This window comes from Rhizobium sp. USDA 4016 (assembly GCF_056279705.1).
Map to the genome: position 1 here is coordinate 105,001 of NZ_JBWCCY010000004.1, position 24,888 is coordinate 129,888.

Sequence of the window (24,888 nt, forward strand, 5' to 3'; positions counted from 1 at the left end):
ACTACTCGGCAGACACACGGCGGGTGCTAACGTCCGTCGTGAAAAGGGCAACAACCCTGACCTCCAGCTAAGGTCCCCAAGTCATGGCTAAGTGGGAAAGGATGTGAGGATCCCAAAACAACCAGGATGTTGGCTTAGAAGCAGCCATCATTTAAAGAAAGCGTAACAGCTCACTGGTCTAAATAAGGGTCTTTGCGCCGAAAATGTAACGGGGCTGAAGCCATGCACCGAAGCTGAGGATGTGTAGCAATACACGTGGTAGCGGAGCGTTCCGTAAGCCTGTGAAGGGACAGTCGTGAGACATCCTGGAGGTATCGGAAGTGCGAATGTTGACATGAGTAACGATAAAGAGGGTGAGAGACCCTCTCGCCGAAAGACCAAGGGTTCCTGCTTAAAGTTAATCTGAGCAGGGTTAGCCGGCCCCTAAGACGAGGCGGACACGCGTAGTCGATGGGAACCACGTTAATATTCGTGGGCCTGGTGGTAGTGACGGATTGCTCAACTTGTAAGGTCTTATTGGATTGACCTTGCAGGGACGCGGTTCCAGGAAACAGCTCCACCGTATAGACCGTACCCGAAACCGACACAGGTGGTCAGGTAGAGTATACCAAGGCGCTTGAGAGAACTATGTTGAAGGAACTCGGCAAATTGCACGCGTAACTTCGGAAGAAGCGTGACCCCATTTTGGGCAACCAGGATGGGGTGGCACAGACCAGGGGGTAGCGACTGTTTATCAAAAACACAGGGCTCTGCGAAGTAGCAATACGACGTATAGGGTCTGACGCCTGCCCGGTGCTGGAAGGTTAAAGGGAGAGGTGCAAGCTTTGAACTGAAGCCCCAGTAAACGGCGGCCGTAACTATAACGGTCCTAAGGTAGCGAAATTCCTTGTCGGGTAAGTTCCGACCTGCACGAATGGCGTAACGACTTCCCCGCTGTCTCCAACATAGACTCAGTGAAATTGAATTCCCCGTGAAGATGCGGGGTTCCTGCGGTCAGACGGAAAGACCCCGTGCACCTTTACTATAGCTTTACACTGGCATTCGTGTCGGCATGTGTAGGATAGGTGGTAGGCTTTGAAGCGGGGACGCCAGTTTCCGTGGAGCCATCCTTGAAATACCACCCTTATCGTCATGGATGTCTAACCGCGGTCCGTTATCCGGATCCGGGACAGTGTATGGTGGGTAGTTTGACTGGGGCGGTCGCCTCCGAAAGAGTAACGGAGGCGCGCGATGGTGGGCTCAGACCGGTCGGAAATCGGTCGTCGAGTGCAATGGCATAAGCCCGCCTGACTGCGAGACTGACAAGTCGAGCAGAGACGAAAGTCGGTCATAGTGATCCGGTGGTCCCGCGTGGAAGGGCCATCGCTCAACGGATAAAAGGTACGCCGGGGATAACAGGCTGATGACCCCCAAGAGTCCATATCGACGGGGTTGTTTGGCACCTCGATGTCGGCTCATCGCATCCTGGGGCTGGAGCAGGTCCCAAGGGTTTGGCTGTTCGCCAATTAAAGCGGTACGTGAGCTGGGTTCAGAACGTCGTGAGACAGTTCGGTCCCTATCTGCCGTGGGTGTAGGAATATTGACAGGATCTGTCCCTAGTACGAGAGGACCGGGATGGACATATCTCTGGTGGACCTGTTGTCCTGCCAAGGGCATAGCAGGGTAGCTACATATGGAAGGGATAACCGCTGAAGGCATCTAAGCGGGAAACCCACCTGAAAACGAGTGTTCCCTATCAGAGCCGTGGAAGACGACCACGTTGATAGGCCGGGTGTGGAAGTGCAGCAATGCATGAAGCTTACCGGTACTAATAGCTCGATCGGCTTGATCGTTCTCATTGACAATGCTCATCAAAATGAGCCAGGCGATAAGAAGCAGCATACAAGCGCTTCCCCGCCAATGACGTGTTCAACAAAACGAAGTGAAAACTTCACCAGCTTCTCAAATCGTTGCGCTTCGCTGACCTGGTGGTTATGGCGGGGTGGCTGCACCCGTTCCCTTTCCGAACACGGCCGTGAAACGCCCCAGCGCCCATGGTACTTCGTCTCAAGACGCGGGAGAGTCGGTCGCCGCCAGGTCTGCAAAACGCAACAGCAAAATCACAATCTTCTCAACACAAAACAACGGCCATAGGCCGATATAAACCGGCCGCAACAACAGCGGTCCGTTCCGCTTCAAAACAATAACGCGGGGTGGAGCAGCCCGGTAGCTCGTCAGGCTCATAACCTGAAGGCCGCAGGTTCAAATCCTGCCCCCGCAACCAAAGCTTACGACAAATTCAATGGGCTTCGAGGAAACTCGGAGCCCTTTTTGCGTTCGGAATCTCCCAACACACGGCCAGCACAAACCCCGGTCAGCGATGCATACACCCCATCTGGCGATGGCAGGTCAGCCGCTTTATCCGTGACTAAGCGATCCATGAACTACCGCAGGTTGTGATCCTCTATGTCTGCTACCGTGCCTGGCCATAGAGCCTGGGGCGATCGCCCCAGGCCGTTCTTGTAAGATGATGGCTGGCCGGGGTGGTTGCCCCCAATAAGATGGGAAAGCTGCGATGAACTGCTGCTCCATCAGATCCAAGACCTCCATCGACGCCATGATGTTGGCGATCGAGCCGTGGACCTGCAAGGATGCCGGCTGGTGGCCCGGCGTCTTGCCGATCGCGACGGTCTGGATGAGATCACGCACGATCGGCATCAGCCGTTGCTTGGCGTGTTCGTCGGAATTGTTGCGGGCGAGGAAGAGCAGCTTGCGGATAGCAATCTCGACGTTGGCCGGATTGAACTGCGTCTTCAGCTTCGTGATCTTCTCCTGAAAATCCTCCGCCGGCGCTTCGGCGCTGGCGAGTTCCAGCACCAGCTTCTCCCGCGTTACCTCCAGTTCGTCGAGCTGGTCGTCCAGGATGGCAAGGCGTGGCCGGCCTTCAGCATGGCGGTCGTGGATTTGCTGCATCAGGCTCTTCTGGGTTGCCTTGATCGTCGCAAGCTCGGCGTTCAACGCATCTTTGCGGGAAGGCGCACGCTTCAACATGCCGACTTCATGCGCGATCATCATCTCCGAAATCCGGTCGAAGATATCGAGAGAGTAGAAGGCGACGGGGATGCAGTTCAGCACCCGTTCCTCCAGGTCCTGGCGCTTGATGGTTTTGGTGTTGCTGCAGCATTCGCCGTCAAGCTCGTCGATCGGCAGCCGCTTGCGATGGTTGGTGCAGCTATAGCGGTCCTTGCCGGAGATTGCGTAAGGGCCTCCGCATTCCGCGCATTCCAGCATGCGGCTCAACAGATATTCCGGGCGCTGCGTCGCATTCAGCCGGTTACTCTGCCCGAAATCAAACAGATCACCGATCTCCTTTTGCCGGCTCTTCACGCGCTGCCACAGTTCGTCAGGGACAATGCGCATGGACGGTACATCACTCAGCACCCACTCGTTTGCATCGTTGACGCGGGCAGTTCTGCGCTCGGTGTCCGGGTTCTTGCGATAGTTGCGCTTGTTCCAGACCATGCGGCCGATGTAGCTCTCGGTGTTGAGGATGCCGGTGCCACGGCTGACATCGCCGCGAATGGCCGTGTCGCGCCATTTTTTTCCACGTGGACCGGTAACGCCTTCATTGTTCAACAGATGCGTATAGAGCGGCAATCAAGATGATACGCTCCCCGACAACCGCGACACCAGAGTCTCATCCAGATTGTCGCGCTGATCTCATCCAGATTGCCGCTCTATACAGGCGGCGATCTGGCAATGTCCAATCTGTCATTCGCCGCCGTCACAGACGCCCACCCGCTGGCCGGCATCGTATGGTCGATTCACCGACCATCAGTCGCGAGCCGCGGAAGCAGCGTGTGAGCTAAAAAGTGCGGGCTCAGTTTCTTTCGGCCCACGTCCCAATCAACATGGTCATGAAACGTTCGGCTGCCGGCGAAAGCGTCCCACCGCGACGGCGCACAATGCCGATCGTTCGCGAGATTTGAGGATTGCCAATAGGTCTCGTGACGAGGAACGGGTGCTCTTCCTGTGGTGTAGCGAGTTTCGGCAGAACCGAAATTCCAAGCCCCGCTTCCACCAAACCAAGCGATGTCGAGAGATGCGTGACTTCATAGGACCAGCGCAGTTTCAGGTTCGATTTCGCCAATGCTGCGTCAAGAAGCGTACGGTTGCCGCTCGACCGGTGAACTGTGATCAGTTGATAGGGCGCCAGGTCATCCCATTCAAGATCGCTCTTCGCCGTCAGCGGATGATCCTTGCGTGCCGCCAGCACGAATGGATCTTCGATGAGCCTGTCGAAGATGAGGTCGGGATCTGAAAAGCCCATGATATTGATGCCGAACTCGACTTCCCCACGGGCGACGGCCTGCAGACCGTCGGTGGCCGGCAGATCGAGAATGCGAAAACGAATATTCGGATACTCGGCGCTGAATTGCTTAATGACGGTCGGCAAAAAATAGAAAGCAGCCGTTGGCAGACATGCGATCGTCACAAGGCCGCTGCGCTGAGATCCGACATCGCGCACCGCAAACAGCGACGTGTCGAACTCCTCAAGCATTCGTCGCACCAACGGGATCAGCTCCGCGCCAAGGGCGGTTGTCGAGACATGACGCGTGGTGCGCTCGAGCAAAGGCGCCCCGATTGCCAACTCCAGCTTCTGAATTCGACGGCTGAGTGCGGGCTGTGACAGATTGAGCGCTTCGGCAGAGCGATGGAAGTTTTCCAATTCGACGACCGATAGAAACGCGCGCAGATCCAATATCTCGCAATTAATGCTCACGACGCATCATTCCCTCTGATATTCGCATTTCACATATCAATCGTTTTGCCGCTTACTGCAACAAAGAAGCTGATTGATATTTAAATCACATCAGTATGCGGACACAACCATGAACGACCTGATTTCCATTCCCTGTGTTCTGATGCGAGGCGGCACCTCCAAAGGACCGTTCTTTCTCGCATCCGATCTTCCATCGGATTCGCGTCAACGCGATCAGATCCTGCTTTCGGTCATGGGGTCTGGTCATCCTCTGCAGATTGACGGTATCGGCGGCGGCAACCCCGTCACCAGCAAGGTTGCCATCGTCGGCCCGGCAACCGTGTCCGATGCCGATGTGGATTATCTGTTCGCCCAGGTCCGCATCGATCAGCAGTTCGTGGATACCTCACCTAACTGTGGAAATATGCTGGCGGCCGTCGGGCCGTTCGCGATCGAGGCCGGCCTGGTCAAGGCGGCGACGGGCGTAACCCGCGTGCGCATTCACAACGTCAATACCGGTAAACTCATCGAAGCGGAGGTTCCGACCCCTGATGGCCGCGTCGCCTATATGGGAGATGCCTCGATCGACGGCGTGCCCGGCAATGCTGCGCCGATCGCGCTGACCTTCATGGATGCTGCCGGGGCACGCACCGGCAAGCTTTTTCCCACCGGCAACCCGCGAGACAGGATTGACGGCATCGACGTCACCTGCATCGATTGCGCGATGCCGATGATGCTGCTCGAGGCCGCCGCGCTCGGTGTGACGGGCAATGAATCGGCTGCCGAGCTCAATGCCAACGGGGCAATGCTGTATCGTCTCGAAACGCTACGGCTTGAGGCAGGCCGGCGCATGGGCATGGGTGATGTCAGAAACCAGGTGACGCCAAAGCCGGTGCTGATCTCCAGGCCCAACAACGGCGGCGATCTCGGCGTACGCTATTTCATGCCGCACCAGTGCCACCCTTCTCTCGCAACGACCGGTGCGGTCGGCATCGCCACAGCCTGCATTAGCGACGGAACCGTCGCCTCGCAACTGATCGGCGACCGCAAGCCGCCGGTCGTCCTCGTTCTGGAACATCCAAGCGGTCGTTTGGAAGTAAAACTGGATACCCGCGACGGCAAGACAGTTGCCGGAATCCTGCGGACGGCCCGACGCCTCTTCGAGGGCCGGGTCTTTGCAAAACCTATCGTGCAAATGGTTTGCGCGGCATAATCGAAAGTGGTTGCCGGGAGGGCGCCACGCATCAGGGAGGAATACACATGCGTAAACTCATACTCGCCCTTGCGGCAACGGTCGCCTTCGCCGGTTCGGCTTTTGCGGAACCCGTCCGCATCAGCGTCGGGTCCTACAACCTCAACAACCTGCCCTTCCCGGTCGCAGCTGGCCTAGGTCTCTACGAGAAGGAAGGTCTTGAGGTGACCGTCGAAAACTTCGCATCTGGCGGCTCCAAGACGCTGCAGGCGCTTGTTGCCGGCTCCACGGATATCGCCGTCGGCTTCTACGACCATACGATCCAGATGCAGTCGCAGAACAAGGCGGTCGTCGGCTTTGTCCAGCTTGCGCGCAATTCTGGCCTGGTTCTGGCCGGCGGGAAAAACTCATCCTTCGATCCGACCAAACCGGAAACGATCAAGGGCGCGAAGATCGGCATCACCGCACCGGGATCATCTTCCGACTTCTTCGTGCGCTACTACCTGCAGCGCAACAATCTTTCGGCCGACGACATCTCGCTGATCGGCGTCGGTTCCGGCGCGGCCGCAGTCGCGGCGCTCGAGCAAGGGAAAGTCGATCTTCTGGTCAACTACGATCCCGCGGCGACCTTTATCGAGGCCAAGGGTGTCGGCAAGATTTTGATCGACGCCCGCAGCGGCGAGGGTGCCAAGGAGATCTATGGCGGAATTTATCCGACCTCCGTCCTCTATGCGACGCAGGCCTATATCGATGAAAACCCGGAAACCATCCAGAAGGTCACGAACGCGACGGTCAAGGCACTGGCATGGATGAACACACATAGCGCTGAAGAGATCGTCGAAAAACTGCCGAAAGAATTTATCTCCGGCGACCGGGACACCTATGTGAAGGCCGTCCAGAATGCCAAACCGATTTTCTCGGTGGACGGCAAATTCAGCGAGACCGACACGCAGACGCCGTTGGCTGTTCTCAAGAGCTTCAACGAAAAGGTTGCTGCCGCAACAATCGATCTTTCCAAAACCTACACGAACGCTTTCGTGGACAAGGTAACGGATAAGACCACCAACTGATCCTAGGAGGAGGCCATGTCTTTGGCTGTCGTAAACCCCATGCCTATCCCGACGGGACAGCAAAACGCAAAGTCGATGGTATCGATCGACGCCGTGACAATGTCGTTTGGTTCCTATGTCGCGGTGCAGGACGTCAACCTGGCGGTTGCCGATGGCGAGTTTCTCGCCATCGTCGGCCCGACCGGTTGCGGCAAGAGCACCATTTTGAACGCGATCGCAGGTCTTCTGAAACCCGCGAGCGGAACGGTGACGATCGACGGCACGCCGGTAAAGGGCGTCCAGAACGACATCGGCTATCTCTTCCAACAGGACGCGCTGCTCCCGTGGAAGACATCCATTGAGAATGTCGAGCTCGGACTGATGTTCAGGGGTGTTGCAGCCACTGAGCGCCGCGAGCGTTCGATGAGCTGGCTTGCCAAGGTGGGGCTGAAGGGCTTCGAACACCGCTATCCGCATCAACTATCCGGCGGCCAGCGGAAACGTGTCCAGATGGCGCAAAGCCCTCATTGCCGGTCCCAAAGTGATCCTGATGGACGAGCCCTTCTCCGCGCTCGACATCCACACGCGGCACCTCATGCAGAATGAGTTGCTGCGCCTTTGGCAGGAAGAACGTCGCGCCGTGGTCATGATCACGCACGACCTTGAAGAGGCAATCGCGCTGGGAGACCGCGTCGCCATTCTGGCCGCCGGCCCTCGTTCGAGAGTCATCGAAAGTTTCCCGGTGGATCTCGAGCGGCCACGGGATGTGGCTGAGATCAAACTCGATCCACGCTTTATGGATTTGTATCGCAATATCTGGGCTTCCCTGCGCGGCGAAGTGGAGAAAAGCTATGAACGTCGTGACTGAACGCATTATCCAGCTCGGTATGCTGGTTTTTATCCTCGGCGGCTGGCAGCTCGGCGTGACCGCCGGCTTCATCGATGTCTTCTTCTTTCCAGCCCCGCTGGATATCTTCAACCAAATCGTCAGCTGGATTGTCGACCCCGGCTTCTATCGTCATGTGTCAATCACACTGACGGAGACTGTGCTGGGTTATATCATCGGTACCGGATTGGGCGTCGCGGCAGGCGTTTGGCTCGGTCTCAGCCGCAGCGCGGCGCGGATTCTGGACCCCTTCATCAAGGGTCTGAACGCCATTCCGCGCGTCGTGCTTGCACCGATTTTCGTGCTTTGGCTCGGACTCGGCCTATGGTCGAAGGTGGCGCTTGCCGTAACGCTTGTTTTCTTCATCACCTTCTTCAACGCCATGCAGGGCGTCCGCGAAGTCAATCCGGTGGTTCTCGCAAACGCAAGAATCCTCGGAGCCAAACGTTCCGATCTGTTGCGGCACGTCTATTTTCCGGCGGCGGCAAGCTGGATCCTGTCCTCCCTTCGCACGTCTGTCGGCTTCGCAGTGGTCGGCGCCATCATCGGCGAATATCTCGGCTCCTCTGCAGGGCTCGGTTATCTGATCGCGCAAGCGGAAGGTAACTTCGACGCGGTCGGCGTGTTTGCCGGCATCATCATCCTGGCCATGTTCGTACTCATCATCGACCGAATTCTCGATGTTCTGGAAAGCCGACTCATCAAGTGGAGACCGAACGCCGCGGAAGAAAGAGCGGCGTAGCTAACCGATTCAAGTATCATGTGGTTGGTATGGGGTGCCGCCGTCGGCACCCCGCTCTTTTTCGGCCTTAGGCAGATGGCGCGCGAGAACTTTGCAGTCCGCATTGCCGCCAACGATAATCGGACAGAAGCGCGGCGGATGACGATGTATAACGGGAACCATCATGCAAACATTGACATCCTATGAGATGTCTATAAGTTGCCTGTCATGCGACTTGTTCTGGATACCAATGTGATCGTGGCGGCGTTTCGCAGCCGCAATGGAGCGAGCAACTTGCTTCTGCGTTTCGCTGATCAAGGACTGGTGACACCACTTTGTTCGACAGCGCTGTTTCTGGAGTATGAGGCTGTGCTGAGTCGACTCGGAACCCGGCAGGCGACTGGCCACAGCCTTGAGGATGTCGCTTCGGTGATGAGCGCGCTTGCCGCCATTTCTGAGGGCGTCGATATTTCGTTTCGAACGCGCCCGATGCTGGCCGATGTCGCAGATGAAATGGTGCTTGAGGCTGCCTTGAACGGACAGGCCGAGGCCATCGTGACGCATAATGTCAAGGATTTCCGCCCGGCGCTCGGGCTGGGCGTCACCGTGATAACACCGGGAGAGATCGTCAGGAGACTGAACACATGACGCAGGCCCAACGCTACAAATATCCGCTGCAACTGCCGCAGTCGCTCAAGGAGACGGCGGCACGTCTCGCCATGGAGGACGGCGTGTCGCTCAATCAGTGGATCGTTTCGGCGGTCGCGCAGAAGATCGGGGCCGTGGAGACGGCGAGCGAATTCCTCAAGGCGCGTGCAGGCAAGCGTGGTGCTCTGACAAGCTTGCTGGACACAGCGCCGGATGTGCCGCCGCTGCCGGAGGACACCATTTGATACGATGAGCTACCGGAATGAGTCTGCGCGTTTGAACAGGCCCGGCAATATCCTCCTGGTCGCTCGACAGCCGGTCCATTGCCTCGGCGAGGATCAGGTCGAAGCGGCTGCGTGTGGAGTCTGCGATCAGCGCCTGGATACCAGGACGGAGAAGGGAGGCGCCGGAGATCGCGTGATCGGTATATTCCTCGATAACGCGCTAGCCCTGCTTATCGGCATGAAGCCGGCACATGCGAAGTTGGGAATATCCGGCGGTGTTCGGAGTAGCCAGGCGTGCAACAGAAGGGGTGTTGCGCGACATCGGTGGCGATAGCATAGCGAAATAGCCTGCGAAATGCGCGAGCGGTTCGCGCTTGCGGATATACAGCGTCAACGTGCCGAGAAAGCCATGCCGAAAATGATCCGGTTTCTATTCTCGCTTGCTCCGACAGCGTACCATCTGGCAGAAGACGACTGACATTGATGTCCGATTTGCCGGAACCCATCTCCCATGGCGCGTAAATCTGCAATTTCCATCGATACGCTAACAGAGCTTGGAGCCGAAAAGCTTGCACGGCTGGTGCTGGATGAGGCTGAACGCGACGCCTCGTTCCGCAAACTGGTGTCGGCCGCGCTTGCCGCCCGGAAGGGTCCGGAGGCGATTGCGAAACTCGTGGATCGCAGGCTCGGTGGGCTGGAAAGGGCGCGGGGCTTCATCGACTGGGACAAGGCGCGAACTTTTCGCGACGACCTGGCGGCGACGGTTGTAACCATCTCGGGCGAACTGGGTGAAGCGTCACCCGCCATGGCCATCGACCGACTGTTACGGTTCATCGCCACGCACGAACGGGTGTTTGAGCGGATCGACGATTCCTACGGCCATGTGCAGGACGTCTATCATCAGGCGATCGCGGAGCTCGGCCAATTGACACCGAAGCTGGAAGAAGAGATCGGTCTGCTGCCGGAGAGAATCGTGGAGGCGCTGGGTGACAGCAGCCACGGCTATCTGGTCGATGTGGCGCATGAGGTGGTAGACCATCTGCCGAAGGAGGTCTTGCGCAAGTGGGATGCCGATCTGGCAGTCCTTCAACAGGAGCAGGAAGCGAAGGATGCGAAATCGAAAGACCGCTATGTCTTCTCGAACGCCTCGCAATACCGGGATATAAGGCAACTCATTGCTCACGTGCTCGGCGATCTGGACGGGTTGATCGCGCTTGAGGAAAAGAAGCATCCGAACTTGCAGGATACGATCGGCATGGCGGAACGCCTGCTGGAGGCGGGCAGGGCGCAAGAAGCGTTCGGGTGGGTTCGACGTGAGAAAACCGGTGGACTGAAATATGTGTCGGCGTCCGATCTGGCAGACGGCATGATGCCGCAAGAGGCGACCTCATCGGAGCGGGTGAGCCTTGAGGCGAGGATACTGGAAGCGATTGGCGAAAAGGATGCGGCCCAAACGCTGCGATGGTCGGCGTTCGAGACATCGCTGAATGCCGGTACGTTGCGGGAATATATCGCCGCCCTGCCGGACTTCGAGGAGTTCTCGGCGCTCGACCGGGCTTTCGCCCTTGTTCTCGCGTCGAAACATACCTATCGGGCGCTGGCGTTTCTGGTGGAGTGGTCGAGGCTCGACCTCGCCGCGAAACTGGTGATCGAACGCCGAAATGAATGGGATGGAGGACAGTATTACATGCTACCGCCGGTGGCCGACGCCCTGCAGCACGATCACCCTCTGGCCGCCGTCGTCCTCTATCGCGCGCTTCTCAACGATATTCTCTCTCGCGCTCGCTCGAAGGCCTATCCACATGCGGCGCGTTATCTAAAGAAACTGGATGCGCTTGCCGCCAGTTCAGACGCCGAGGCCACTACCGTCAGCGGGATATCTTCCCATACTTATTATAGTGCCGGTCTGCAAAAGTCCCATGGTCGAAAATCCGGCTTCTGGGCGCTCGTGAAACGAAACTGAAGTTCTCATTGCTCCTGTTCACAAGAATGCACTTCAACAGAAGTTATCCTTGCGTCCGGCCGCTTCGCCATGGCCGAAGGTGGACTTGGCTTACAGCTTGTGCCGTGAAGAAAGGAGCCCATTCGCGAGGGTGAGCACTAAAAGGCGCGCGGCTATCGCTGGTCGACCGCTCCGACGGCGGCCCGCAATCCTGGTACGTGGAATTGCCGGAAAGAAGCCCGGCGCGGAACTCCATTTCTCGACCTACACCATGTCTAAAGTGCCAGCTTCGTATGCGGCGCTCGGCCAATCGCAGGAATCGTTGGTTGTGAGCCCCCGCAACCAAAGCTTACGACAAATTCAATGGGCTTCGAGGAAACTCGGAGCCCTTTTTGCGTTCGGAATTCCCTCAAGCAAAAGCTAGCATAAAAAGCATAAATCCCCGGTCAGCGATGCATTCACCCATACACCCCGTCTAGCGATCGCAGGTCAGCGGTTTATCCGTGACTAAGCGATTCCAGGAATTAGATCAGGTTGTGAAGTTCTATGTCTGCTACCGTGTCTAGTCATAGGCCAGAAGCACCGACGTATATTTTGCCCGCCAGACGTCAAGTCAGGCGGTTGCCCCTTCGATCAGCTCAAATCCGAGATCGATGACCTGGGATGGCGCATTATTGACGACAAGCTGTGCGGCCACCTTTCCGGTCTCAACGCGCGGGGTGCGGATGGTCGAGAGCGGTTGCGGCGTTGCTCGGCCGATATCGAGACCGTTATAGCCGAAAATGGCAAGCTGCGAGGGGATCGATATTCCCCTTGCGAGACAATGAAAATAACCACCAAGCGCCATGTCGTCGTTCGAAAAATACACCGCATCGAGATCTGCGGTCCGGGCGAGCAAGCGTTCCAGCCCCAGTCTGCCGTTCTCCACGGATGATCCCCCCGCGAGAATTTCGCGATCGGCGAGGGTCGCATCGCTAGCGGCGAGCGCTTCGCAGAAGCCGGAAAACCGCTTGCCGGCGCGGGTATCGCGGTTCAGGTCGTGACCGACATAGCCGATGTGGCGATAGCCCCGCTTTAGCAGGAAAGCAGCACTTTCCCGTCCGGCAGCACGGTTGGAAAAACCGACCGCCATGTCGAGAGCATCACCGTCCAGATCGAGCAGTTCCACGATCCGGCAACCGCTCGCGCGCAATCTCTTTACGGTTCCGTCAGTGTGCTCGTATCCCGCCACCATGACTGCCGCCGGCCGCCAGGCGAGCATCGCGGCGGTCAGGGCTTCCTCCTTCTCCGGATCATAGTCGCTGACGGAGAAAACCGCCTGGTATCGGTTTTCCTCCAGAATGGTGCTGGCGCCTCTCAGGACGTCGGGGAAGACGATGTTTGAAAGCGATGGGACGACGAAGGCAACAAGACGCGAACCGGTGGAGGCGAGAGTTCCCGCGATCCGGTTCGGTACATAACCCAGCCGCTCGACCGCTGCCATGACCCGGTCCCGCGTCTTGTCGGAAAAGGAACCGTGGTTGCGCAGCACGCGTGATACAGTGCTCTCGCCGACCCCGGCCGCTTCTGCGACCTCGGCAAGCGTCACTGTAGCCTGATGTTTGAATTCCACGGTCATGCTTGAATCCAACCCTGGCGGCTACCTCAGTGGCGGGCGATGAGAATCCACCATGCCACCATTTTTCACCGCTTTCACCAAGAAGCAAGTTCCTTTTTGGCAGCGCTGCCAATTTCCCTATTGGCAGCGCTGCCAAAATGGTCTAAATAAAATGGCAGCGCTGCCAACATCCCGGCCGGCGTACCGCGGAAGGAGATTTGCGGTAACCCTTGGAGGAAATCATGACGCTGCAAACGCAGGCGCCAGTCGATGGCGTGTACCCCGCACAGGCGGTGGAGGATCGTGCATATGGCAAGGTATTCTGGCGAATCGTCCCTTTTTTGATGCTGTGCTACGTGGTCGCGTATCTCGACCGCGTCAATGTCGGCTTCGCGAAGCTCCAGATGGCGAGTGAACTCGGCCTGTCGGAAGCGGCCTATGGCATCGGCGCAGGCATTTTCTTCATCGGGTATTTTCTGTTTGAAGTGCCCAGCAACGTCATCATGAACAAGGTTGGCGCGCGGGTGTGGATGGCCCGTATCATGGTCACCTGGGGCCTCGTTTCCGCCGCTTTCATGTTCACCTCGTCGGAAACCGTCTTCTATATCCTGCGTTTCCTTCTGGGCGTTGCCGAGGCGGGATTTTTTCCCGGCATAATCTTGTACCTGACGTCCTGGTATCCGGCGCACCGCCGCGCCAAGATCATTACCACGTTCATGTCCGCGATCCCGATATCCGCCATCTTCGGTAATCCGCTTTCGGGCCTGCTGATGGACAGCTTCCACGGAACGCACGGTCTTTCCGGCTGGCAATGGATGTTCCTCATCGAAGCCATTCCGGCCATCCTTTTCGGCGTCGCCACGTACTTCTACCTCGATGATACGATCCGTGCCGCCAAATGGCTGGACGAAGATGAAAAGGCGGTGCTGACGGCCAATATCGAAGCGGAGAACCGAGCCAAGGTCTCGAGCCCCCACAGCATTGCTGGAACACTGACGGACCGCCGCGTCTGGTTGATGTGCCTTATCTATTTCTGCTTCGTGCTCGGGCAGTACGGACTGAATTTCTGGATGCCGTCCATTGTGAAGGCCTCGGGCGTAACCGGAAATCTGAATATCGGCCTGATTTCCGCGATCCCCTACATCTGCGCTTTCGTTGTCATGCTGGCGCTCGGACGCTCCTCCGACAGGTTGCGGGAGCGGCGGTGGCACCTCGTCATTCCCGCCCTCATTGCGGCCGGCGGTTTTGTCGCAGCAGCGACGGCTGCAAGCACGACAGTCGCCATTGCCTGCCTCTCGCTCGCCACCGCAGGCGCCATCAGTTGCGCACCCCTCTTCTGGTCCCTTCCGACGGCGTTTCTCGTCGGTACGGGTGCGGCCGCCGGCATTGCCTGGATCAATTCGGTCGGAAACCTCGCCGGATTTCTCGGGCCGTTTCTGGTGGGTTATCTGAAGGACCTCACCGGCAGCAACAGCACGGGCATGTATTTCCTGGCTGCAGCGCTCGTCGTCGGCTCGCTGGCCGTGCTGGCGGTTCCCGGAAAAACCGTCAATCGCTAAACCTTCCAAGCTGCCGCCCTCCGGAGATCTACGGCTCGAAGGGGGGCGCGCCCGCTAGATTTTCAAAAACCTGGAGAATATCGTCATGGCATCGCATGCTGAAAATCTGGGACAGACGGTCGCTGCCGTGATCGGCCTCGGCTCCATGGGGGCCGGCATGGCCCGGTCGATGAAGCGCGCGGGCCTCGACGTCGTCGGCTATGACATCGCTCCTGCCGCCATCGATCGCTTCGTCGCGGATGGCGGGCGTGGCGCGGCCACGCCCGCCGACGCGGTTCGGGGCGCTGACATCATCGTTTCAGTCGTCGTAAACGGCGCGCAGACCGCGGCCCTATTGTTTGGTGCCGAAGGTGTCGCAAGCCTAATGAAACCAGGAGCCGTATTCATTTCTTCGGCGACAATGGATCCTGCCGTCGCGCGAGACCTGGCACACCAGGTGGAAGCCATCGGCCTACACTACCTCGACGCGCCAATTTCCGGCGGCGCGGCAAAAGCGTCGAGCGGCGAACTGACGATCATGGCGTCCGGCTCCAGGCTTGCCTTCGAAGCGGCTCGCCCGGCCCTCGATGCCATGGCCGCCAAGGTCTATGAACTTGGCGATGCGGCTGGCACAGGGGCAGCCTTCAAGATGATCAACCAACTCCTTGCCGGCGTGCACATCGCAGCTGCGTGCGAAGCGATCGCCTTCGCTGCCAAGCAAGGCCTCGATCTCGATAAGGTCTACGAGGTGATCACGGCGTCGGCCGGCAATTCGTGGATGTTCGAAAACCGGATCCCGCATGTGCTGGCGGGAGATTATACGCCGCTCAGCGCCATCGAGATTTTCGTCAAGGATCTCGGCATCGTTCAAGACATGGCGCGTTCGGAGCGTTATCCGGTACCGTTGGTGGCGGCCGCCTTGCAGATGTACCTTGCCGCTTCAGGTGCCGGTATGGGCCGTGACGACGATTCCTCGCTCGCCCGGCTCTATGCCCAGCTCTCAGGTGCGAAATTGCCTGGCACAGTCAAAGAGTCGCGATAAAGGAGGTAGGTATGCCCATTTTCGCGGCCAACCTGACGATGATGTTTAACGAATGGTCGTTCCTCGATCGCTTCAATGCTGCAGCGGATGCCGGATTTGCCGCCGTCGAATATCTTTTTCCCTATGAAGCCCCGCCGGACGCGATCGCCGAACGGCTAACCCGCAACAACCTGCGGCAGGCACTGTTCAATCTGCCGCCGGGTGATTGGATAGCGGGCGAGCGTGGTATCGCAGCTCTTCCTGGGCGGTTCGACGAATTGAAGTCTGACGTGGAACAGGCACTGGACTATGCGGCGGCGACCGGCGCAAAGCGGCTGCATCTGATGGCAGGGCTTGTCGAGCCCTCTGATACAGAGGCCGCAACCTGCTATCGGCATTCCGTGGCCTACACTGCGGCGCGGCTCGGAGAGAACGGTATCGATCTGTTGATTGAGCCCATCAACGGACGAAACATGCCGGGATATTTCCTCAATGATTTCGGTGCCGCTGAGCGGTTCATCACCGACCTCGGCCTGCCCAATCTAAAGCTTCAGTTCGACGTCTATCACCGCCAGATCCTGCATGGCGACGTGGTCATGGGGTTGCGCCGGCTGCTGCCGATGACCGGCCATATCCAGGTTGCTAGCGTGCCGTCGCGCAATGAGCCGGACGGGGAGGAGCTAAACTACCCCTATTTGTTCGAGGAAATTGACCGGCTCGGTTACGGCGGCTTTGTAGGCTGCGAATATATCCCCCGGGGCCAGACGCTGGACGGCCTCGACTGGTTCAGACCTTTTGCAAGGAGCTAGCGGATGACCATCCTGCTCGGATCGATCGCCGACGATTACACCGGCGCGTCAGACCTTGCCAACACGCTAACGAAGAACGGTCTTCGCACCGTGCAGACCGTCGGCATTCCCGACCCGTCGCTGGTGCTGCCGGATGTCGACGCAGTCGTCGTCTCCATGAAAATTCGCTCCGTCGCGGCCGCTGACGCCGTGGCTGCGGCGACGGAGGCCGAACGATGGCTGCGCAAGCGCGGGGCGGCCCATGTGCTTTACAAGGTTTGCTCGACCTTCGATTCGACCGATGCCGGCAATATCGGTCCGGTGACGGAGGCGCTGAACAATGCTGCCGGCGGCGGCACGGTGCTGGTTACGCCCGCCTTTCCGGAAACTGGACGCACCGTCTATCTCGGTCACCTCTTTGTCGGCGGGCAACCGCTGAACGAAAGCCCGCTAAAGGATCACCCCCTCAATCCAATGCATGATGCCAATTTGGTGCGCGTCATGGCCCGGCAGTCGCGCGGTGCGGTCGATATCGTCGATCTGGCAACGGTCTCGGCCGGAGCCGGTGCGGTAAAGGCGCGGCTTGAGGCTCTGCGCGCCGCGGGCGCGACCGCCGCGATCGCGGATGCGATCTTCGAACACGATCTTGAAACGCTCGGCGAGGTGGCGCTCCAGACACCGGTGTCTACCGGCGCATCGGGCCTCGGTCTTGGTCTCGCCCGCGCCCTTACGCGCTCAGGCCGGGTATCCTCCACGACCGCAGCAACTGCTGACGCCATGCGCCCCGTGGGCGGGCTTGCCGCGATCGTTGCCGGCAGCTGCTCCAGCGCAACGCTCCGGCAGCTAGACGTCGCCGAACGGTCGTTGCCCGTTCTGCGGCTCGATCCGGAAAAACTGCTTGCCGGCCCCGAGGAGATGTCCGCGGCGATTTCCTGGGCCGGAGAGCGCATTTCCGCCGGCCCCGTCGTCGTCGCAGCGAGCGCGTCGACGGAAACCGTTTCCCGGCTGCAATCGCAATACGGACGGGACGCCTCGGGCCACGCGATCGAAACCGCGACGTCGATCATTGCCGAGGAACTTGTGACAAGAGGCGTGCGGCGCCTGGTGATCGCCGGCGGCGAAACCTCCGGCGCAGCGGTCGACAGGCTCGCCATTCCAGCATTTCTGATCGGCCTGGAAATCGCGCCTGGTGTACCGGTGTTGCGAACGGTCGGCAATAAGCAGGGCGACATGCTTCTTGCTCTGAAATCCGGAAACTTCGGAGGCGAGGATTTCTTCACGGCTGCGCTAGCAATGATGCACTGACCTTGGTCATCGGGTCGAGGACTTCCATCGACGTCGGTTCTTGGGGGGTACTATCTAGTCCCGCGTAAAAGCGCACCTAGACCCTCGTATAAGTCATCCCTTCCTCGTTGGTATCTGATCCTTCCTCCTGATCAATAGGCAGGTCCGACAACGTGCTGCTATCGTCAGTATGCATTCTCCCCCGGGGCCGTTTCCCAAAGCGCCATGAATGGACGGGCGGCACATCGGGGAGGCGGAGCCGCCCGAAAAGACGGAAATGCTATTTCACAGCGGCTCAATCTTTCGAATGGGAAGCTTCGAAACCGAAGCTGGTTCAATTCACCATCGAGGTGCGGATCATGAGCAAGGCAGCAGCTATTTTCTTTGCAGTCGTGATCGCTGCTCCGGCAGTGGCGCATGATGCGACGCCAACGGCGGCACAGCCGCACGGATGGACATATCCGTTTTCGTGCTGCAGCGGGATGGATTGCCGCGAGATCCACGATCAATTGGTCCTCGAAGGCCCCCGCGGATATGTCATCAAGCTCACTGGGGAGCTCATAACGCCACTGGATACTCGCATCAAGAACAGTCCGGACGGGCAGTTTCACCAATGCACGGTGGCCGGCGAGCCCACGGGTCGCACCATTTGCCTGTTCGTTCCTCCGCGCTCCTTTTAAGGATTGTCACCATGACACAAGACCTCAACCGCATCGAAATCGATCTGCAGCGCATGTCAGAAGGCTGGACGATAGCATCAGGTTATCCGATCCAGATGCCGCGAGACTATCCATTAGTGCCGAATTTGGACCCTGAAGCGCATTTGATGAGGTTTTCCGTCATGCCGCGCGAAACAATCGCGCCTCTCGGGGGGCAAGCTTTGCAATCCCGGACATCTGCATTTACCCTGTACGCGACTGGGACGCGGTTCGGTCTTTTGTGCTACTCGCTCGGGCTTGTCCGCCTTGTAGAGGACTTTGAGGAGCTTTGCCTTTCGCAGCATTCCGTGACGATACATTAAGGTCAAGCGGTGCCCTCCAAGGACTCTTTTGTCGGGAGGATTGGCCGGGCGGACCTAAGAGCCTTGCGGCTTTCCTGGCTCGAGCTTCAGCTTGTCCGCCATGAGGGCGAGTTCGGGCAAGGACTTGGCACGCATCTTCTGCATGACCTGGCTGCGATGAACCTTTACGGTAATTTCGCTCACGCCCAGATCGGCGGCGATCTGTTTATTTAGCCGACCAATCACCACCATAGCCATCACCTCGCGCTCCCGCGGGGTCAGGCTATCAAAACTCGCACGCAACTTCGCCAACGCTTTTTCATTCTCAATCCAAGCGCGGTCGCGCGCCAGGCCGACGTGAACGGCGTCGAGTAGATCCTGCTCGCGGAACGGTTTCGTCAGGAACTCAATCGCGCCCCCTTTCATCGCCTGGACGGACATGGGAATGTCGCCATGCCCGGTGATGAAGACGATCGGCAGCTGAATATTTCTCCGCGATAACTCTCGTTGAAATTCAAGACCGCTTTGTCCCGGCAGCCGCACATCCAGCACGAGGCAGGTCGGCCCGTTGGGTCGTCCAGACTTGAGGAAGTCGTCCACAGAGGCGAGGAGTTTCACGTCGAAACCGACGGATCGCAGCAGGCTGCCAAGCGCCTCGCGGATCGCCGGATCATCATCGATGACGATGGCGGTTGCTGGCACCTCCCTCATGTCAGCGCACCTCAGGGGGAGCCGGCTCTTGCGGACACGCGGTGTCTGCACCCGCTGCTGCGGCATCGGGGCGAGCCCAACCGACAGAGTGGCGATGCCGCAATGAGAACACTCCCCTCTCTCCTCAGCCGGTGCCGAACCGAAGCTTTCTCGCACATCAGAATGCGCCCTAATTCCCTCAGCCACAAGGCCAGTTATGATGGGATCGGGCTGCCGGCTAAGGCGTTGCACCTCCTGCCATCGCCCGCACGCCAAGCCGGCAGCCAGCTGGACCAAAAACTCATCCTGGCGAGATCGGCTCTTCGCGACGACAAGTCGTAAACAATCTATACCATCGTATAGCTCCCTATGCCTTTGTCGCCCCTGCAGGCTGATGTATCTTACAGCCGCGACCACACCTAGATTTCTGCAATAACGCCTATCGCGAATTTGGAGGCAGCAGTGCCAACGAAGAAGCCTCTAATTGCGATCGTCGATGATGACCAGTCGATGCGCGAGGCCACCAAGGGACTCATGAGGTCGCTGGGATTTGATGCCGAGGCTTTTTCATCCGCCGATGATTTCTTGAAATTCCCCCATCTAAACCGCACGGCCTGCCTGGTAACGGACATCCATATGCCCGGAATGAGTGGGCTTGATCTGCACCGCAGCCTCGTTGCGTTGGGCGAGAGCATTCCGACCGTTCTGATCACTGCCTATCCGAACGAGAATGTGCACGCGCGTGGGTTGGGTCCGGACATTGTCGGCTATCTGGCAAAGCCGTTTGGCGAGCAGGATCTGCTGAAGTGCATCCGTTCTGCGCTAGCGCGCGGTAGCGAGGGCGACAATGATTGATGAGGGGCTGCAGACGCCAGGCTGCACGTCGACGGTGATGCATGAGGTGTCGCCAGGACCCGCCACCTCACACTGCCGGCGTTAGGCCGGGGTGCTCGCCAGGAGCGCTCTCGTCCGGGGCTGAAGGCAGGGTGAATTGAAACACAGCTCCCCAAGGCTCATTCGGCCTGGCCCACAGCCGCCCCCCGTGCGCCTCGATGATCGACCGGCAGATGGCCAAGCCCATGCCCAGACCCTCTGCCTTCGTCGTGTAAAACGCCTCGAACACCCGCTCCACACTCTGCGGTTCCAATCCGACGCCGGTGTCCTGCACTTCGACCAGCACGGCCCCGGATGCGTCGAGTATGGACCTGATCAGCAGCTTGCGTGGCCGGTCCGCGATCGTCTTCATCGCCTCGACGCCGTTCATCACCAGGTTTAGGATTACCTGCTGCAATTGCACCCGGTCGCCCGCAACGCGCGGGAGGTCGTTAGCCAACTCGGTCCGTAGCAGGATCCGATGGCGGCGTATCTCACCTTGGACGAGGGCTACCGAATCTTCGACGAGGCCGTTCAGGTCCACCTGCGCCGTGACAGTGGCTGTCTTCTTCAGGAGCGCGCGCACCCGGCCGATGACTTCGCCGGCCCGGTGCCCGTCACGGACGATGCGCGTCACCGTCTCCCGCGCCTCGTCGAGGTTGGGGGGCTGGCTGGCGAGCCAATGCAGGGCGGCGTTGGCGTTGGCGACCACGGCGGCGAGCGGCTGGTTAACCTCGTGGGCGATGGAGGAGGTCAGGGCGCCCATCGTCGTCACGCGCGCGACATGCGCGAGCTCGGCCTGCGCCTTCTGCAGGGCCTCCTCGGCCCGCTTGCGATCTTCAATGTCGACGAGAAACCCATACCATTTGAGAATGTTTCGGTGCTCATCGTGCAGCGGCACGGCATTTTCAAACCACCAGCGATATTCGCCGTCGGCCGCCCGACGGATCCGCACCTCAACCTCGAACGGGTGGCCCGTGGTCAAGGAGGCACGCCACCTGGACATATACTGCTCAAGGTCGTCGGGGTGAAATCGGGCTTCCGCGCCCCAGCTCGCTCTTGCCGTTGCGTCCAGGGACAAGCCTGTGAACTCCTGCCAACGCCGATTGATGAAATCGACACGGCCGTCGGGCAAGGCGGTCCACACCATCGCCGGAACTGTCTCGATGACCTCGCGAAGCTCTTCTTCACTCCGCCGGGCGGCCTCTTCGGCGCGCTTGCGCTCGGTGATGTCCTCGCACACGATCAGGATGACAGGTCGCTTCTTGATCACCATCGCTCGGGCCGTCTCGCGGACCCAGAGCATCGAGCCGTCCTTGCGTATCTTGCGCAGTTCCCAGCTCATGGCTCGGCCGAGATGTTCGAGACAGGCGGCCGCATGCCTCTGGACGGTTTCTCGGTCTGCCTCGTGAAAGATGTCCTGTACGGGTCGGTTGATCAGTTCGTCGACCGTGTACCCAAGCTGCTCCGCCCCAAAGGGATTCACAGACACGACGGTGCCACTCGCGTCCACCATGAAGTACATCGTCGGATTGTTCTCGAATACGGCTCTCCACTGCTCCTCGCTGTCCCGCAGCGCTTCTTCCACCCGCTTGCGCTCGGTAACGTCCTGGATCGTACCAAACATGCTGTGCGGCCGTCCCGACGCGTCCCTTGTTAGATCGCCCTGGCTGTGAACGATGCGCAGCTCGCCGCTGGGCCGGACGATGCGGTACTCCAAGTCGTAGCGAGATTCGCCACGCACGGCCTCTGCCGCGGCCTTGCTCCAGCTCGAGCGATCCTCTGGATGGATCCGCTCAACCGCTTCGGCAAGACTGACCACCGTGTCTGCGCGCGGCGTCAGCCCAAAGATGCGGTATGTCTCGTCTGACCAGGTAAGACAGTCTGTGCCGAGGTCACGTTCCCAATAGCCGACATGGGCAACGTGTTGCGCTTCTGCGAAGTTGGCCTCGCTTCGACGCAGGCCCTCCAATGTCTCCTTGAGACGGAAGGTCATGAGAGCGAACGCCTGGGCAAGCAGGCCGACCTCATCGTTTCGACGAACCTTGGGCACGTCTCGCCATTCGCCGTTTGCAATCGCGTGCGCCGCCTGCGTCAAGGCAGTCAGCGGCCGCAACGTGCGACCGACCAGCCCTAGTCCGAGGACCCCGAAGACAGCGACGATGACCGTTCCGACGCCTATCGAGAGATAGGCCGCACGATATACAGGCATCAGGAAATCCGAAGCTGGCACCGCTGAGATGATGGTCCAGTTAAGCGCGCCGGTGACAGCGGCGCGATCGACAGCCGCATAGATCCTGCCGCCCTCGGGGTCACTGAAGGAAAACACGTGCGGTCCGGGTGACGAGGACCCGGCGATGCCAGGGTACCGACGAAGGTAGCGGGCGGTTTCGCGAACGATGGGATCGGTCGCCTCTGATGCCTGCAGGCGCAGGTGCCCGCCGTCGGCGCCGATGGTGACGGGTGATACTCCTCCCGACGCGCCAATCAAATGTCCGGTGGCATCGATGATGAAAGCCCTGCCGTTGTCGCCGATTTCGAGCGTCTGCAAGAACCTGGAAAGCTGAGTGAGGATGAGATCGATCCCGCACACCCCGACGAAGTTGCGGTTCTTGTTGAAGACCGGGACGGAGAGCGAGATGCCCAAGATCGGCTCGGCCACACCGAGATAGGGCTCGGTCCAGTATCGCTTGCCCGTCTCCTTGGCCTGCGCGTACCAAATCCTCCGGCGTGCATCGATCGCGCCTTCCGACTTCCGCAATCGGCCGATCCTGCCGCTTGGCAGTGCTTCGAACTCGCGCACGACGCCTGCGCGAAATTTATCGGTGATCAGAAACACGACGCTTGAATCTGCCAATCGCCCGACCGAAACCATCCCGCCGGCCTCGTTGCCGAAAAACATCCAGTCGACATCGGGTTCCTCGGCCAGCAATGCATGGAGCTCCTGTGCGACAGCATCTGGGTCGCCGGGCGATAGGTCGTGACGAACAAGACCATTGGCCAACCGGGAAACCGCTTTGTCGGCGCCGCGCACCAAATGACCGACGTCGCGATGCACAGCATGCGTCACCTCTCGGATCAGGCGCTCGGACATGATCGAGACGATGACGTTTCCCGTCCAGATCCATAGACCGGCCAGGACTAGACTTAAAACGAGAACGACGCCGGCGACGGCGAGGATTAAGTGATTCCGTAACATGATCGCCGAGTTCCCCAGACGGCCAGATGAATATTATGTGTTCCTTATATTGCTCCTATGGCTGGGCGCTCGCAATCCGGGTCTCGCTGATCTGGCCTGGCGCGGGCCGGGGATGGTTCAGGGTTGGCTCAAGGCGGGTCAGATCTATCCCGGCATGCCGGTTGAGACCTCTACGAGCCACCAGCACCCGGTTGATCTCTTCAAGGGTTTGTGGCCGGATCGCGCTGATCGTCTTGTGTAGGACAGACTTCCTCGGGCTCCGCCCCCACGGCTGTCGGGCAAAAGCCCGGAACGGGGCGGACACTTCCACATGGAACGCCAACTCCTGACAACTCAACTGGCGATGCTTGAGCAATGCGCAGCGCGGCACTGCCTCGGCCGACATCCCCCAATGGGTGGTCTCCTTGAGACCATGCCGGGCGTAGTTCCCGCGTCACCAGCCCGGGCAGATCGCGATGCTCATCCGACCATTGCGACATCGCCTTCAATTCACGACCGATCTCCTGTTCGGGCTTTACGCCCGGCAATATCGTGATTCTTCACACCGTTTTAGAAGTTTATGTTTATGGACGGAACCAGTCTAGCTTGCCGGTGCGCCGCTGGATGTGGCGAGGCGAATGTCTCTTCGGAAGTCCGACGGAGACATGCCGGCGATGTGGCGGAAGGATTTGTTGAAGGCGCTGATGGAGCCGAAACCGCTGTCCATCGCCACCTGAAGCACATTGGTATCGTCGGCCATCAGCAATGCCTGGGCGCGGGAGAGGCGCAGCAGATTGAGATATTTGCTGAGCGTCATTCCAGTCGATTTCTTGAAGACGTTCATTGCATATTTCGGATGCAGGTCCGCCGCCCGGGCGATATCGACGGTGTCGATGTCCTCCATGAAATTGGCGGCGATGAAATCGCACATCCTGACTATGCTGCGTGACGGTTGCGCATGGGGCTGATCGGCATCCGTTCCACCGTAGCCGACCACCGTCATCGAATAGGGTTCGAATGCGATGCGCTCGATACGGAGCAGCAACTCGTCGACGGCATGCTGCGCCTTTGCCGGATTGCCCGAATTCGCGTAGCGGAACCAGCGGGAAAAGTTCTCTTTGTCCGCGGCATCGGTGGCAGACGTCAACAGCGTCGAGCCCTTCATCAGGCGGCTGGAGATTTCAGCGGGCAGGCGGAGGCGGAAGAAATAGACAAGCGGCAAATGGGCACCTGCGTAGAGCGAATCTTCCGAGGATTCATCCATCTGATGCGGCTGGCCGCCCCAGAAGAGGCACATGTCGCCAGCCTTTAGCGTCATTTCGTGATCGTTCATGCGGTAATGCACAGTGCCCCGCATGATGTAATTCACCTCCACCTGCGCATGCCAGTGCGGCATCGCCATCACCGGTGGATGAGCATGAAACAGCTGCAGCTCTGTCGGCGAGCCTTCGATGCTGCTTGCGCCCGGTTGATAGATGGCTCTGCTGGCAACCTTACTTTCCGCCAAATTGATATT

General features: G+C 59.1%; 20 protein-coding genes, 1 tRNA gene, 2 rRNA genes and 2 pseudogenes (1 of these 25 only partly in view). 17 read left to right on the plus strand and 8 right to left on the minus strand.

All coding sequences use genetic code 11. The features are described from left to right. The 3 genes from ACZ9DP_RS15795 to ACZ9DP_RS15805 form a co-directional block, all read left to right on the plus strand. Window positions 1-1,832 (plus strand): 23S ribosomal RNA (locus ACZ9DP_RS15795) (it extends 1,109 nt beyond the left edge of the window). Window positions 1,833-1,963: 131 nt separating this feature from the next. After that, a 5S ribosomal RNA gene (gene rrf / locus ACZ9DP_RS15800) occupies window positions 1,964-2,078 on the plus strand. Window positions 2,079-2,186: 108 nt separating this feature from the next. Then, window positions 2,187-2,263, plus strand: a tRNA-Met gene (locus ACZ9DP_RS15805). A 134-nt stretch (window positions 2,264-2,397) separates the two neighbouring features. Here ACZ9DP_RS15805 and ACZ9DP_RS15810 read toward each other — a convergent pair. After that, the gene (locus ACZ9DP_RS15810) at window positions 2,398-3,636 is read right to left on the minus strand and encodes a recombinase family protein (protein ID WP_476202850.1); all 1,239 of its coding nucleotides are present in this window, start codon (window positions 3,634-3,636) and stop codon (window positions 2,398-2,400) included. Between the two features lie 223 nt (window positions 3,637-3,859). Beyond that, the gene (locus tag ACZ9DP_RS15815; RefSeq protein ID WP_476202852.1) at window positions 3,860-4,762 is read right to left on the minus strand and encodes a LysR family transcriptional regulator; all 903 of its coding nucleotides are present in this window, start codon (window positions 4,760-4,762) and stop codon (window positions 3,860-3,862) included. A gap of 109 nt (window positions 4,763-4,871) precedes the next feature. Here ACZ9DP_RS15815 and ACZ9DP_RS15820 point away from each other — a divergent pair, with 109 nt between their 5' ends. From ACZ9DP_RS15820 to ACZ9DP_RS15845, 6 genes and pseudogenes are all read left to right on the plus strand, one after another. Next, window positions 4,872-5,954, plus strand: coding sequence for a 4-oxalomesaconate tautomerase (locus ACZ9DP_RS15820; protein WP_476202853.1), 1,083 nt, complete (start codon window positions 4,872-4,874; stop codon window positions 5,952-5,954). A 47-nt stretch (window positions 5,955-6,001) separates the two neighbouring features. Continuing rightward, entirely contained in the window at window positions 6,002-7,003 is a 1,002-nt protein-coding gene (locus ACZ9DP_RS15825) for an ABC transporter substrate-binding protein (RefSeq protein ID WP_476202855.1), read from the plus strand. Between the two features lie 75 nt (window positions 7,004-7,078). Further along, window positions 7,079-7,850: pseudogene (locus tag ACZ9DP_RS15830) on the plus strand (ABC transporter ATP-binding protein). After that, entirely contained in the window at window positions 7,834-8,610 is a 777-nt protein-coding gene (locus tag ACZ9DP_RS15835) for an ABC transporter permease (protein ID WP_476202856.1), read from the plus strand. The pseudogene ACZ9DP_RS15830 and the gene ACZ9DP_RS15835 overlap by 17 nt, the downstream one beginning before the upstream one ends. Before the next feature lie 207 nt (window positions 8,611-8,817). Further along, a complete protein-coding gene (locus ACZ9DP_RS15840; RefSeq protein ID WP_372419779.1) occupies window positions 8,818-9,237 on the plus strand; it encodes a putative toxin-antitoxin system toxin component, PIN family in 420 nt (139 codons plus the stop codon). Then, a complete protein-coding gene (locus ACZ9DP_RS15845) occupies window positions 9,234-9,482 on the plus strand; it encodes a toxin-antitoxin system HicB family antitoxin (RefSeq protein ID WP_476202857.1) in 249 nt (82 codons plus the stop codon). Before ACZ9DP_RS15840 ends, ACZ9DP_RS15845 begins: the two co-directional genes overlap by 4 nt. Here the strand turns inward: ACZ9DP_RS15845 and ACZ9DP_RS15850 are convergent. Continuing rightward, window positions 9,394-9,675 (minus strand): recombinase family protein, encoded by a 282-nt coding sequence (locus ACZ9DP_RS15850; RefSeq protein ID WP_476205382.1) that lies wholly within the window; start codon window positions 9,673-9,675, stop codon window positions 9,394-9,396. The genes ACZ9DP_RS15845 and ACZ9DP_RS15850 overlap by 89 nt on opposite strands. Window positions 9,676-9,972: 297 nt before the next feature. Between ACZ9DP_RS15850 and ACZ9DP_RS15855 the strand changes: the two genes are divergently transcribed. Next, window positions 9,973-11,424, plus strand: a complete 1,452-nt coding sequence (locus ACZ9DP_RS15855; RefSeq protein WP_476202858.1) for a DUF6880 family protein — start codon at window positions 9,973-9,975, stop codon at window positions 11,422-11,424. Window positions 11,425-12,016: 592 nt separating this feature from the next. Here the strand turns inward: ACZ9DP_RS15855 and ACZ9DP_RS15860 are convergent. After that, window positions 12,017-13,015: a LacI family DNA-binding transcriptional regulator gene (locus ACZ9DP_RS15860; protein WP_476205383.1), complete on the minus strand. Its 999-nt coding sequence runs from the start codon at window positions 13,013-13,015 to the stop codon at window positions 12,017-12,019. A gap of 227 nt (window positions 13,016-13,242) precedes the next feature. On the opposite strand from ACZ9DP_RS15860, the gene ACZ9DP_RS15865 reads away from it, so the two are divergent. From ACZ9DP_RS15865 to ACZ9DP_RS15890, 6 genes are all read left to right on the plus strand, one after another. Beyond that, entirely contained in the window at window positions 13,243-14,559 is a 1,317-nt protein-coding gene (locus tag ACZ9DP_RS15865; protein WP_476202860.1) for an MFS transporter, read from the plus strand. An 85-nt stretch (window positions 14,560-14,644) separates the two neighbouring features. Next, the gene (ltnD, locus tag ACZ9DP_RS15870) at window positions 14,645-15,580 is read left to right on the plus strand and encodes an L-threonate dehydrogenase (protein WP_074069792.1); all 936 of its coding nucleotides are present in this window, start codon (window positions 14,645-14,647) and stop codon (window positions 15,578-15,580) included. Window positions 15,581-15,591: 11 nt separating this feature from the next. After that, window positions 15,592-16,368 (plus strand): 2-oxo-tetronate isomerase, encoded by a 777-nt coding sequence (otnI, locus tag ACZ9DP_RS15875; RefSeq protein WP_476202862.1) that lies wholly within the window; start codon window positions 15,592-15,594, stop codon window positions 16,366-16,368. A gap of 3 nt (window positions 16,369-16,371) precedes the next feature. After that, complete coding sequence (gene otnK / locus ACZ9DP_RS15880; RefSeq protein ID WP_476202863.1) at window positions 16,372-17,652, plus strand: 3-oxo-tetronate kinase; 1,281 nt, start codon at window positions 16,372-16,374, stop codon at window positions 17,650-17,652. Window positions 17,653-17,990: 338 nt separating this feature from the next. After that, window positions 17,991-18,311 (plus strand): hypothetical protein, encoded by a 321-nt coding sequence (locus ACZ9DP_RS15885; RefSeq protein ID WP_074069789.1) that lies wholly within the window; start codon window positions 17,991-17,993, stop codon window positions 18,309-18,311. 11 nt (window positions 18,312-18,322) lie between these two features. Beyond that, window positions 18,323-18,652: a hypothetical protein gene (locus ACZ9DP_RS15890; RefSeq protein WP_283069681.1), complete on the plus strand. Its 330-nt coding sequence runs from the start codon at window positions 18,323-18,325 to the stop codon at window positions 18,650-18,652. 54 nt (window positions 18,653-18,706) lie between these two features. On the opposite strand, the gene ACZ9DP_RS15895 is transcribed toward ACZ9DP_RS15890, so the two are convergent. Further along, on the minus strand, window positions 18,707-19,342 hold the full coding sequence (locus ACZ9DP_RS15895; protein ID WP_074070446.1) for a response regulator transcription factor: 636 nt from the start codon (window positions 19,340-19,342) through the stop codon (window positions 18,707-18,709). Between the two features lie 441 nt (window positions 19,343-19,783). Here ACZ9DP_RS15895 and ACZ9DP_RS15900 point away from each other — a divergent pair, with 441 nt between their 5' ends. Beyond that, window positions 19,784-20,176 (plus strand): response regulator transcription factor, encoded by a 393-nt coding sequence (locus ACZ9DP_RS15900; RefSeq protein WP_476202864.1) that lies wholly within the window; start codon window positions 19,784-19,786, stop codon window positions 20,174-20,176. A 67-nt stretch (window positions 20,177-20,243) separates the two neighbouring features. Here ACZ9DP_RS15900 and ACZ9DP_RS15905 read toward each other — a convergent pair whose 3' ends face one another. The 3 genes and pseudogenes from ACZ9DP_RS15905 to ACZ9DP_RS15915 form a co-directional block, all read right to left on the minus strand. After that, window positions 20,244-23,393: a PAS domain S-box protein gene (locus tag ACZ9DP_RS15905; protein ID WP_476202866.1), complete on the minus strand. Its 3,150-nt coding sequence runs from the start codon at window positions 23,391-23,393 to the stop codon at window positions 20,244-20,246. A 175-nt stretch (window positions 23,394-23,568) separates the two neighbouring features. Continuing rightward, window positions 23,569-23,929: pseudogene (locus ACZ9DP_RS15910) on the minus strand (ISNCY family transposase); the annotation flags it as partial. Between the two features lie 44 nt (window positions 23,930-23,973). Next, entirely contained in the window at window positions 23,974-24,885 is a 912-nt protein-coding gene (locus tag ACZ9DP_RS15915; RefSeq protein ID WP_074069785.1) for a helix-turn-helix domain-containing protein, read from the minus strand. Between the last annotated feature and the right edge of the window lie 3 nt (window positions 24,886-24,888).

What these genes read in the sequence shown, in the direction of transcription:
- ACZ9DP_RS15820 (WP_476202853.1), top strand. Translation starts at nt 4,872, where the DNA reads ATGAACGACCTGATTTCCATTCCCTGTGTTCTGATGCGAGGCGGCACC.
- ACZ9DP_RS15825 (WP_476202855.1), top strand. Translation starts at nt 6,002, where the DNA reads ATGCGTAAACTCATACTCGCCCTTGCGGCAACGGTCGCCTTCGCCGGT.
- ACZ9DP_RS15835 (WP_476202856.1), top strand. Translation starts at nt 7,834, where the DNA reads ATGAACGTCGTGACTGAACGCATTATCCAGCTCGGTATGCTGGTTTTT.
- ACZ9DP_RS15840 (WP_372419779.1), top strand. Translation starts at nt 8,818, where the DNA reads ATGCGACTTGTTCTGGATACCAATGTGATCGTGGCGGCGTTTCGCAGC.
- ACZ9DP_RS15845 (WP_476202857.1), top strand. Translation starts at nt 9,234, where the DNA reads ATGACGCAGGCCCAACGCTACAAATATCCGCTGCAACTGCCGCAGTCG.
- ACZ9DP_RS15855 (WP_476202858.1), top strand. Translation starts at nt 9,973, where the DNA reads ATGGCGCGTAAATCTGCAATTTCCATCGATACGCTAACAGAGCTTGGA.
- ACZ9DP_RS15865 (WP_476202860.1), top strand. Translation starts at nt 13,243, where the DNA reads ATGACGCTGCAAACGCAGGCGCCAGTCGATGGCGTGTACCCCGCACAG.
- ltnD (WP_074069792.1), top strand. Translation starts at nt 14,645, where the DNA reads ATGGCATCGCATGCTGAAAATCTGGGACAGACGGTCGCTGCCGTGATC.
- otnI (WP_476202862.1), top strand. Translation starts at nt 15,592, where the DNA reads ATGCCCATTTTCGCGGCCAACCTGACGATGATGTTTAACGAATGGTCG.
- otnK (WP_476202863.1), top strand. Translation starts at nt 16,372, where the DNA reads ATGACCATCCTGCTCGGATCGATCGCCGACGATTACACCGGCGCGTCA.
- ACZ9DP_RS15885 (WP_074069789.1), top strand. Translation starts at nt 17,991, where the DNA reads ATGAGCAAGGCAGCAGCTATTTTCTTTGCAGTCGTGATCGCTGCTCCG.
- ACZ9DP_RS15890 (WP_283069681.1), top strand. Translation starts at nt 18,323, where the DNA reads ATGACACAAGACCTCAACCGCATCGAAATCGATCTGCAGCGCATGTCA.
- ACZ9DP_RS15895 (WP_074070446.1), bottom strand. Translation starts at nt 19,342, where the DNA reads ATGAGGGAGGTGCCAGCAACCGCCATCGTCATCGATGATGATCCGGCG.
- ACZ9DP_RS15905 (WP_476202866.1), bottom strand. Translation starts at nt 23,393, where the DNA reads ATGTTACGGAATCACTTAATCCTCGCCGTCGCCGGCGTCGTTCTCGTT.